2 protein-coding genes are annotated in these 2,337 nt (G+C 31.5%); one reads left to right on the forward strand and one right to left on the reverse strand.

The genetic code is table 11. From position 1 onward, the window contains the following. Positions 1-201: 201 nt before the first annotated feature. Positions 202-993 carry a sulfotransferase family 2 domain-containing protein gene (locus tag ACQVV1_RS29600; protein ID WP_242256842.1) on the forward strand — a complete coding sequence of 264 codons (792 nt, stop codon included), beginning with the start codon at positions 202-204 and terminating at the stop codon, positions 991-993. Positions 994-1,080: 87 nt separating this feature from the next. Here the strand turns inward: ACQVV1_RS29600 and ACQVV1_RS29605 are convergent, their stop codons facing one another. Then, positions 1,081-2,001 (reverse strand): DMT family transporter, encoded by a 921-nt coding sequence (locus ACQVV1_RS29605; RefSeq protein WP_431169927.1) that lies wholly within the window; start codon positions 1,999-2,001, stop codon positions 1,081-1,083. Positions 2,002-2,337: the final 336 nt, after the last annotated feature.

Here is a 2,337-nt window from a genome sequence, read left to right on the forward strand (position 1 = left end):
TCGTTAGTTAATGTCAACTAAGTTTTTTTATTTCGTTTGTCGTGTTCTGCGTTATTGCATCGGCGACTTGTTCTATACTACACCTCTATTCGGTAATAGTCAATATTAATCTTTCACTTTTTTAGAAAAGATGAAACAGCTACTCATATTCCTCTTTATTTTTCATACATATATTTAAAATATCTGAAAGGGGTGTAGAGATTGTTCGACCCTCCCTTATTACACATCATCAATGCCCATTCAAGAAATCCACATTATCATAAGAATTTTCCTATCATACTATTTTGGAGCCAAAAAAGTGGTTGTACTTCTCTTGCCAAGTGGTTCTTTTACCAGATTGATTTATTACAAACAGCTCTAAGTTATAGCTCTTTCATTCATAATTATGAATATGATATATACAAAAATGCACCTGCCTATAGTCTACGACTAGGTATCGCGTTACGAGAAAAACAGAAAGAAACTTTTAAACTTGTTCGTAATCCTTATAAGAGAGCAGTCAGTTCCTTCGTATCCTTAATTGCACCTCCTTATATAGAAAATCCCCAATGGAAGCCCATCCGAAAGTTTCTATATCAAGATGAAAATTCCTCCAAAGGGCTCTCATTTAAACAATTTCTATACTATCTATTTATTAATCGTGCTCAGGCAAATGATATTAACCCGCATTTCACACAACAATATATAGCTAATGAAGAAGAATATGTGACCAATTATATATACTTAGAAAACTTTGATCAGGAAATAAAGGCATTAGAAAAACGTTTCGAATTAAAAACCGCTCCAATAAATACGTTCTCAACATCATGGCATCATCAAACTCCCGCCATGATCTATAAAGGAAATTTTAGCGAAGCAGATATTACTAATCCTTTATTTCCTCGCTACCCTACTTTCGAAAGTTTTTATGATACCGAATGTATACAACTCGTTCAAACAATATTTCAAAATGATTTCAATACGTATAGATATAGTAGAGAGTACCCATACTGATTTCAATCTATTATCTTTGCCAAATATAAAAAAACACCTAATATATATAAGGTGTTTTTTATATTTAAACTATGTACAGCATGCTACTTAGCAGTCCTTACTATTCAAGTTATTTCTCTTTAATAGCCTACTTATTTTTTGCTTATCTGCCCATATCACTCCAAATAAAACTAAGCTACCGCCTATTATTATTCTCCACGTTAAAGATTCATTCAATAGAACAATTGAGGCAACAATACTTATTAACGGTAATGCATTTAAATATAATCCACTTACTGATGCCGAGACTGTCTCTAGTGCTCTATTCCAAAACCAATACGCTAAAATCGTTGCCCCGATAACAAGATACATTACACTAAATCCCATCTTCCATGTTTCGATTTCTGGGAAACCATAGTAAAAAGTTTCTGCCATTGCAAATGGTAATAGAATAACAGCCCCAATAATTAAAGTTAATGTTGTAAAAACCTTGTTTAATAGATACTGTTCTTGATTTGGTCTTTTCAGCAATACTGTATAGAAAGCAAATAAGAAAGTGCTTAATAAAATAAGGATATCTCCTATTAAAGATACTTCCTGATCAACGTTACTAGATGGAATTGTAATAAGAAGTACTCCGACACCACCCAATGCAATACCTATCCAATAATTAAGCTGAATTTTTTCTTTCAAAAAGAACGCAGAAAACAGAATTGTAACTAACGGTAAAGCAGCATCAATAATACTAACATGCAATCCACTTGTTAAAGAAATACCGTAGGATGTGAACATAAAGTACCCAGCTACGCCAGTAAAAGATAGTAAACTCATTCTTTTCCACGGGACTTGTTTATGTGCAACTGATCTTTTTAATTGTTTAAATGAGAACAGCAAACAGATTCCACCAGCGAATAAAAGACGAATAAATAACAAAGTAAATGGCTGAATAGATTCTAATGCCCACTTTGTTGGTGCAATAGCTGTCCCCCATAATATAACAGCCATTAATAACATGCATATTTCTTTCATAAAATCCCTCACACCTATCAAAAAATATATGTTAACTACCTTAATTATAGATTTTTTGATGGGTGAAATCCTTTAAAAACGAAAAAACATTATATGAAAAGTAAAATACTTTTAATCATACTACAACTTAATTAACATAAAAAGGTAATTATTACCTTAAAAGAACATTTAAACATATACTTTATATATAACCCTTAACGGCATTATCGCCCAAAATTTATTTTAAACAGTCTTTATTTCATCCTTTTTCCTCTTTACGATTATTAAATGTATGGATTATGACATTTAATAAGTAAAAATAAACACAAAAAAACCTAAGTCGAATCGACTTAGGTT

It is taken from the genome of Bacillus basilensis, assembly GCF_050630465.1.
Taxonomy (GTDB): Bacteria; Bacillota; Bacilli; order Bacillales; family Bacillaceae_G; genus Bacillus_A; species Bacillus_A basilensis.

What these genes read in the sequence shown, in the direction of transcription:
- ACQVV1_RS29605 (WP_431169927.1), bottom strand. Translation starts at nt 2,001, where the DNA reads ATGAAAGAAATATGCATGTTATTAATGGCTGTTATATTATGGGGGACA.